Consider the following 5,844-nt stretch of genomic DNA (forward strand, 5'->3'; position numbering starts at 1 on the left):
ACGACAAGCACATCGAGGTGATCGTTCGCCAGATGCTGCAGAAGATCGAGATCCTCGATTCCGGCGATACGACGCTCCTGAAAGGCGAGAATGTCGACAAGGCAGAGTTCGACGAGGAGAACGACAAGGTCGCAGCCCGTGGTGGGCGTCCGGCGCATGGCGAACCCGTGCTGCTCGGCATCACCAAGGCCTCGCTGCAGACCCGGTCCTTCATCTCGGCGGCCTCCTTCCAGGAGACGACCCGCGTTCTCACCGAGGCTTCGGTGCAGGGCAAGCGCGACAAGCTCGTGGGCCTCAAGGAGAACGTCATCGTCGGCCGTCTGATCCCGGCGGGTACCGGTGGCGCGACCACCAAGGTCCGCAAGATCGCGACCGAGCGCGACTCCAAGGTCATCCAGCAGCGTCAGGCCGAGGCGGAAGCCGCGGCAGCGCTGGCGGCTCCGGCCGAGGCAGAGGCGGATTTCGGTCCGGTCGAGACGCCGGAAAGCCGCGATTGATCCACCTCCGGTTGGAGACGATCTGAAACATCCCCCCGCGCGAGAGATCGCGCGGGGGTTTTTCTTTGCGCGAACCCGATCTCTGGGGCAGGGTAACGTCGAAAAGGCGAGAGCCTGTTTGCCGGAGGAGGGACCCCGATGATCCGCTTTGTCACCCCGTTCGCGCTGAGCGCGCTGATCGCCATGCCTGCCTTTGCGGGCGCCTATCAGGATGCGGAGGCGCAGCTGCGCAAGGCCTATGGCGACTACCGCGCGGCGCTGTTCCTGTCGAACCAGGGCAAGCAGCCGGAGACCAAGGCAGCGCTCGATCGCTTCGTCGGCGAGTGGCAGTCGCTGTCCGACGCCTGGACCGCCGAGCCGCCGCCGCAATATGCCGATGACGCGGTTCTCGGCGCGACCTTCGACAAGGTCAGCGAGCTTGCGGCCAAGGCCGAGGAAGAGGTGGCTGCCGGGAACCTGCCCGAGGCGCATGAGACCCTCGAAGGCGTGCGCGAGAGCATCGGCGATCTGCATATCCGCAATGGCATCGTGGGCTTCTCGGACCGGATGAACGCCTATCACGCGGAGATGGAAGAGGTGCTCGCGCGCGATTACGCCGGGATGGGCGGCGAAGGTGCGCGTCAGTTGATCGCGGATGCCTCGCTTCTGAGCTACCTCGCGGCGCAGATCGTCAAGCATCCCGCGCCGGAAGCCGAGACCGACATGGGGTATCAAAAGCTCGTGGACGGTTTCGCGGTCTCTGTCGCGTTCTTCTACGACGCGGCGATGGCGGGCGACATGGAACGTGCAATGGAGATGCGAAACGCCCTCAAGCCGAGCTATTCGAAGCTTTTCGCGAAATTCGGCTGATCCGCCACAGGGACGCGGCTGCTCCGGGATGATCCGTTTACAAGACCGGGTGGCGGGTCTAATAGAGCCGCACCTTCGGAGCCATCCCGGCCCAGCGACAAGAGAGTTCCGGCACCCATGCCCGAGATTTCAATCGTGATCCCCGCGAAGAACGAAGCGCCGAACATCGCGGGGCTTCTCGACGAGATCGACACCGCCTGCGCGCCGGTCTGCGATTACGAGGTAATCGTGGTCGATGACGGCTCGGATGACGGGATGGACCAGATCCTGCGCGAGCGGATGAAGACCCATCCGAACCTGCGCCTGCTGCAGCACAAGAACGCCGCCGGTCAACGTGCTTCGGGCGGTCAAAGCGCGGGCGTCCATTCGGGGGTTCGGGCCGCGAAGGGCAGCATCATCTGCACGCTGGACGGCGACGGTCAGAACCCGCCCTCCGAGCTTCCCGCCCTGATGGCACCACTGCGCGCGGCGAATTCCGAGAAGATCGGTCTGGTCGCAGGCCAACGCGTCGGGCGGCAGGACACGATGTCCAAGAAGCTCGCCTCGAAGGCGGCAAACAAGATCCGCGGCGCGATCCTGAAAGACGGCACCCGCGACACCGGCTGCGGCCTCAAGGCTTTCCGGCGCGAGGCGTTCCTCGCGCTGCCCTATTTCGACCATATGCACCGCTACCTCCCCGCGCTGTTCTCGCGCGACGGGTGGCAGGTGGCCCATGTCGACGTCGCTCACCGTTCGCGCGGCGGCGGCAGCTCGAATTACAACAACCTGCAGCGCGGTCTCGTCGGCATCGTCGACCTGATGGGCGTCGCGTGGCTTCTCCGTCGGCGCAAGAAAGCGCAGCCCGGCGAAGTGATGCGCGAGGAGTGACGCCTATGGACTGGCTGATGGATATGCTTCACGCGGACAGCGTTCTCGAGCTGTGGTGGGTCCTTTTCGGCCTGCTCGCGCAGCTCATGTTCACGGGGCGGTTTCTCGTCCAGTGGATCGCGTCCGAGCGCAAAGGCGAATCCGTGGTGCCGGTGGCGTTCTGGTATTTCTCGCTCGCGGGCGGCGTGATGCTGCTGACCTATGCGCTCTATCGCAAAGATCCGGTCTTTGTTCTCGGCCAGTCGCTCGGCGTGTTCATCTACGGGCGCAATCTGTGGCTGATCCATGCCAAGCGTAAACGCGAAGCTTGAACGCAGGGGCGATCGGGACGGCTGGCTCGTCCCGGCCCTGATCGTCGTCGCCGCAGTCACCGCGCTGCGGCTGGTACTTCTGGCGTTCAACAAGACCGATCTCTTCGTCGATGAGGCGCAATACTGGCTCTGGGGCCAGCATCTCGATTTCGGCTATTACTCGAAACCGCCGCTGATCGGTTGGCTGCTGCGGGCGGTGACCGATCTGGCAGGCTCGGACGCGCCGTCCTGGGTGCGGATGCCGGGCGCTGTGTTGCACGGTATCACGGCGCTGGTGCTTGGCGCCTTGGGCGCGCGGATCGCGGGGCGTTCGGTCGCGATCTGGTCGGCAGCGATCTATGTCACGCTGCCCTTCGTCGCGGTCGGCTCGGTGCTGATCTCGACCGATACGGTAATGGCCCCGTTCTACGCACTGAGCCTTTTGTTCCTGCATCGCACCGGCGAGAGCCGCCGCTGGTCGGACGCGCTCGCTGCGGGCGTGGCGGCGGGGCTGGCCTTCATGGCGAAATACGCCGCGATCTACCTGATCCCCGGTCTGGCGCTGGCGGCCCTTGTCGCGCCGGCGTGGCGGATCGGCTGGCGCAACACGGTGATCGCGGGGCTGGCCTTCGGGCTGGTAATCGCGCCGAACGTGGTCTGGAACCTGAATAACGGGCTGACCACGGTCTCGCATACGATGGACAATGTCGGCTGGGTCCGCGAAGGGGCTGCGCTGAATTTCGGCTCGATGGCCGAGTTCGTCGCCTCGCAATTCGCAGTCTTCGGGCCGGTGACGATGGTGGCGCTGCTGATCGGCTATGCGGGCTGGGGCGATCCGGACAAGCGCGGGCTGGCGATGCTCTCTGTGCCGCCGCTGGTCGCGGTGACGATCGAGGCGCTGCTCGACCGGGCCTATGCCAATTGGGCGGTCGCTGCCTATTTCGCGGGGACGGTTCTGGCGGTGATGGTGCTGCGCGGCATCTGGCGCTGGATCGCGATCGTGATCAACGGGTTGATCGCGCTGTCGATCCCGCTGCTGACGGTCCTCGCGCCCTATCCGCAGAAGGATGGCGCGCCGCTTCTGAAGCGGTGGCTGGGGCAGGCCGATCTGAGCCGCCAGATCCTGACGCTTGCGGAAGCGGCCGACGTGCCGGTCTACACGGGCAATCGCGCGATCCTCGCCGATCTGTTCTATACCGGGCAGGATGCGGGCGTGACCGTCTACGCGCCGAAGCCTGTCGTGCGGGCCGACAGCTATTACGAGCAGATGTGGCCCTTGCCACAGGACTATAATGGTCGTTTGCTGGTGATCGCCAATAGCGCGCCCGATTGCGGCAGCGGTCCGGTTGCGCCCGAGGCGCAGCTCGACGCGACCGGGACTTGGGCAGGCAAAGGCTATGCGGCTTATCTGGTGGAGGCGCGCTGTGTCCGTTCCGAAAATTGACATGATCTTCGCGGGCCGCTTGTTGCTGGCGGCGTGGATCGGGGGCTTCCTGCTGTTCCGCTTCGTGCCGGAGCTCGACCTCGGCGTCGCCGGGCTGTTCTACCGGGCAGGGGAGGGGTTCTCGGTGATCACCAATCCGCTCTGGGAATGGCTGCGCCAACGGATCTGGGATGTCTCGATCGTGCTGTTCCTCGTCTCGCTCGTGGCCTGGCCCTGGGCGGGGCTGCGCCATCGCACGGTGCTGCGCCTGCCGGCGCGGATCTGGGCGTTCATTTGCCTGCTCTACCTGCTCGGCCCGATCGTGGTCGTGAACGGTGTCCTGAAGGCCAATTCGGGGCGCGCGCGCCCGGCGGATGTCGATCTCTTCGGCGGCGCGCATCATTTCAGCCTCGCGGGGACCTTCACCGATCAATGCTCGCGGAACTGCTCGTTCGTGTCGGGCGAGGTGGCGGCGGCGGTGGCGCTGGGGCTGCTGATCTGGCTCGGCGCGGAGCTGTCGCGGCTGCGCCTGCCGCGCTGGGGATTGCTCTATCTGCGGGCCATCGGCGTCTTCGTCGCGGTCTTCATCATCGTGCAGCGGGTCGGCACCGGGCGGCACTTCCTGTCGGATACCTATTTCGCCGGATTGGTGAGCCTTACGGCGGCCTGGCTGCTCTGGGGGATCCTGTTTGCGGGGTGGGGCGCGCAGCTCCTCGCACGGACCCGCCGCAAGAGTTGACAACCCAAACGACTCCCCCTATACGCCGCGCTACCTGACGGGCGAAGTCTGCCCGAAGGGTCGCCGATTTCTAGTGGTCATGATCCGGGCCTTCGCCCCGATCCTCTGGAATTCAACGCATTCGCCGCGGTCCTCGGGCCGGGGAGGAACGCGATTTGGCGTTTTCGCGAATCCGCGCGGAAACGCGTCGAGAAGTGGCGCCTCCGGAAACGGGGCGAGTATTGACAGCAGAACGGGGAACCGAATGCCGACGATCCAACAGCTGATCCGCAAACCGCGGCAGCCCAAGGTGAAGCGCTCTAAGTCGCAACACCTCCAAGAGTGCCCGCAAAAGCGTGGCGTTTGCACGCGCGTCTACACGACGACGCCGAAGAAACCGAACTCCGCTATGCGTAAGGTCGCCAAGGTGCGCCTGACGAATGGCTTCGAGGTCATTTCCTACATCCCGGGCGAAAAGCACAACCTCCAGGAGCACTCCGTTGTGCTCATCCGTGGCGGCCGTGTGAAAGACCTTCCGGGCGTTCGTTACCACATCCTGCGCGGTGTGCTCGATACGCAAGGTGTTAAAGACCGTCGTCAACGCCGTTCGAAATACGGCGCGAAGCGTCCGAAGTAAGGAGATCTCGAGATGTCTCGTCGTCACGCCGCTGAAAAGCGCGAAGTCCTGCCCGACGCCAAATATGGCGATCGCGTGCTGACCAAATTCATGAACAACCTGATGATCGACGGCAAGAAGTCCGCCGCCGAGAAAATCGTCTACAACGCGCTCAACCGCGTTGAGGGCAAGCTCAAGCGTGAGCCCATCGAGGTGTTCCACGAAGCCCTCGACAACGTGAAGCCTTCGGTCGAAGTGCGTTCGCGTCGTGTGGGTGGTGCCACCTACCAGGTTCCGGTCGAAGTGCGCCCGACCCGCCGCGAAGCGCTGGCCATCCGCTGGCTCATCGCTGCCGCCAAGTCCCGCAACGAGAACACCATGGAAGAGCGCCTCGCTGGCGAGCTTCTGGATGCGGTGAACTCGCGTGGTTCCGCGGTCAAGAAGCGCGAAGACACCCACAAGATGGCCGACGCGAACAAAGCGTTCAGCCATTATCGCTGGTAATAACGGAAGGACGCCACAATGGCTCGCGAATATCCCCTACAGCGTTATCGCAACTTCGGGATCATGGCGCATATCGACGC

Annotated in this window: 7 protein-coding genes and 1 pseudogene; all 8 read left to right on the top strand. The window is 64.6% G+C overall.

Going from position 1 to position 5,844, the window contains the following annotated elements; all coding sequences use genetic code 11:
* A pseudogene (locus B3D39_RS09575) lies at nt 1-497 on the top strand (DNA-directed RNA polymerase subunit beta'); the annotation flags it as partial.
* 138 nt (nt 498-635) lie between these two features.
* On the top strand, nt 636-1,346 hold the full coding sequence (locus tag B3D39_RS09580) for a hypothetical protein (protein WP_274963738.1): 711 nt from the start codon (nt 636-638) through the stop codon (nt 1,344-1,346).
* 117 nt (nt 1,347-1,463) lie between these two features.
* Nucleotides 1,464-2,213, top strand: a complete 750-nt coding sequence (locus tag B3D39_RS09585; protein WP_083079902.1) for a glycosyltransferase family 2 protein — start codon at nt 1,464-1,466, stop codon at nt 2,211-2,213.
* A 5-nt stretch (nt 2,214-2,218) separates the two neighbouring features.
* A complete protein-coding gene (locus B3D39_RS09590; RefSeq protein ID WP_108722451.1) occupies nt 2,219-2,524 on the top strand; it encodes a lipid-A-disaccharide synthase N-terminal domain-containing protein in 306 nt (101 codons plus the stop codon).
* The gene (locus tag B3D39_RS09595; RefSeq protein WP_274963737.1) at nt 2,499-3,947 is read left to right on the top strand and encodes an ArnT family glycosyltransferase; all 1,449 of its coding nucleotides are present in this window, start codon (nt 2,499-2,501) and stop codon (nt 3,945-3,947) included. The genes B3D39_RS09590 and B3D39_RS09595 overlap by 26 nt, the downstream gene beginning before the upstream one ends.
* On the top strand, nt 3,928-4,665 hold the full coding sequence (locus B3D39_RS09600) for a phosphatase PAP2 family protein (protein WP_274963736.1): 738 nt from the start codon (nt 3,928-3,930) through the stop codon (nt 4,663-4,665). The genes B3D39_RS09595 and B3D39_RS09600 overlap by 20 nt, the downstream gene beginning before the upstream one ends.
* A 244-nt stretch (nt 4,666-4,909) precedes the next feature.
* Nucleotides 4,910-5,281: a 30S ribosomal protein S12 gene (gene rpsL, locus B3D39_RS09605; protein WP_038074720.1), complete on the top strand. Its 372-nt coding sequence runs from the start codon at nt 4,910-4,912 to the stop codon at nt 5,279-5,281.
* A gap of 12 nt (nt 5,282-5,293) precedes the next feature.
* Nucleotides 5,294-5,764 carry a 30S ribosomal protein S7 gene (gene rpsG / locus B3D39_RS09610; RefSeq protein WP_075773836.1) on the top strand — a complete coding sequence of 157 codons (471 nt, stop codon included), beginning with the start codon at nt 5,294-5,296 and terminating at the stop codon, nt 5,762-5,764.
* The last annotated feature ends 80 nt before the right edge of the window (nt 5,765-5,844 follow it).

This window comes from Thioclava sp. UBA3469 (assembly GCF_002378135.1).
Classification (GTDB): domain Bacteria; phylum Pseudomonadota; class Alphaproteobacteria; order Rhodobacterales; family Rhodobacteraceae; genus Thioclava; species Thioclava sediminum.

Coding starts and splice junctions, on each gene's coding strand:
- rpsL (WP_038074720.1), top strand. CDS start 4,910: ATGCCGACGATCCAACAGCTGATCCGCAAACCGCGGCAGCCCAAGGTG.
- B3D39_RS09590 (WP_108722451.1), top strand. CDS start 2,219: ATGGACTGGCTGATGGATATGCTTCACGCGGACAGCGTTCTCGAGCTG.
- B3D39_RS09595 (WP_274963737.1), top strand. CDS start 2,499: ATGCCAAGCGTAAACGCGAAGCTTGAACGCAGGGGCGATCGGGACGGC.
- B3D39_RS09585 (WP_083079902.1), top strand. CDS start 1,464: ATGCCCGAGATTTCAATCGTGATCCCCGCGAAGAACGAAGCGCCGAAC.
- B3D39_RS09580 (WP_274963738.1), top strand. CDS start 636: ATGATCCGCTTTGTCACCCCGTTCGCGCTGAGCGCGCTGATCGCCATG.
- rpsG (WP_075773836.1), top strand. CDS start 5,294: ATGTCTCGTCGTCACGCCGCTGAAAAGCGCGAAGTCCTGCCCGACGCC.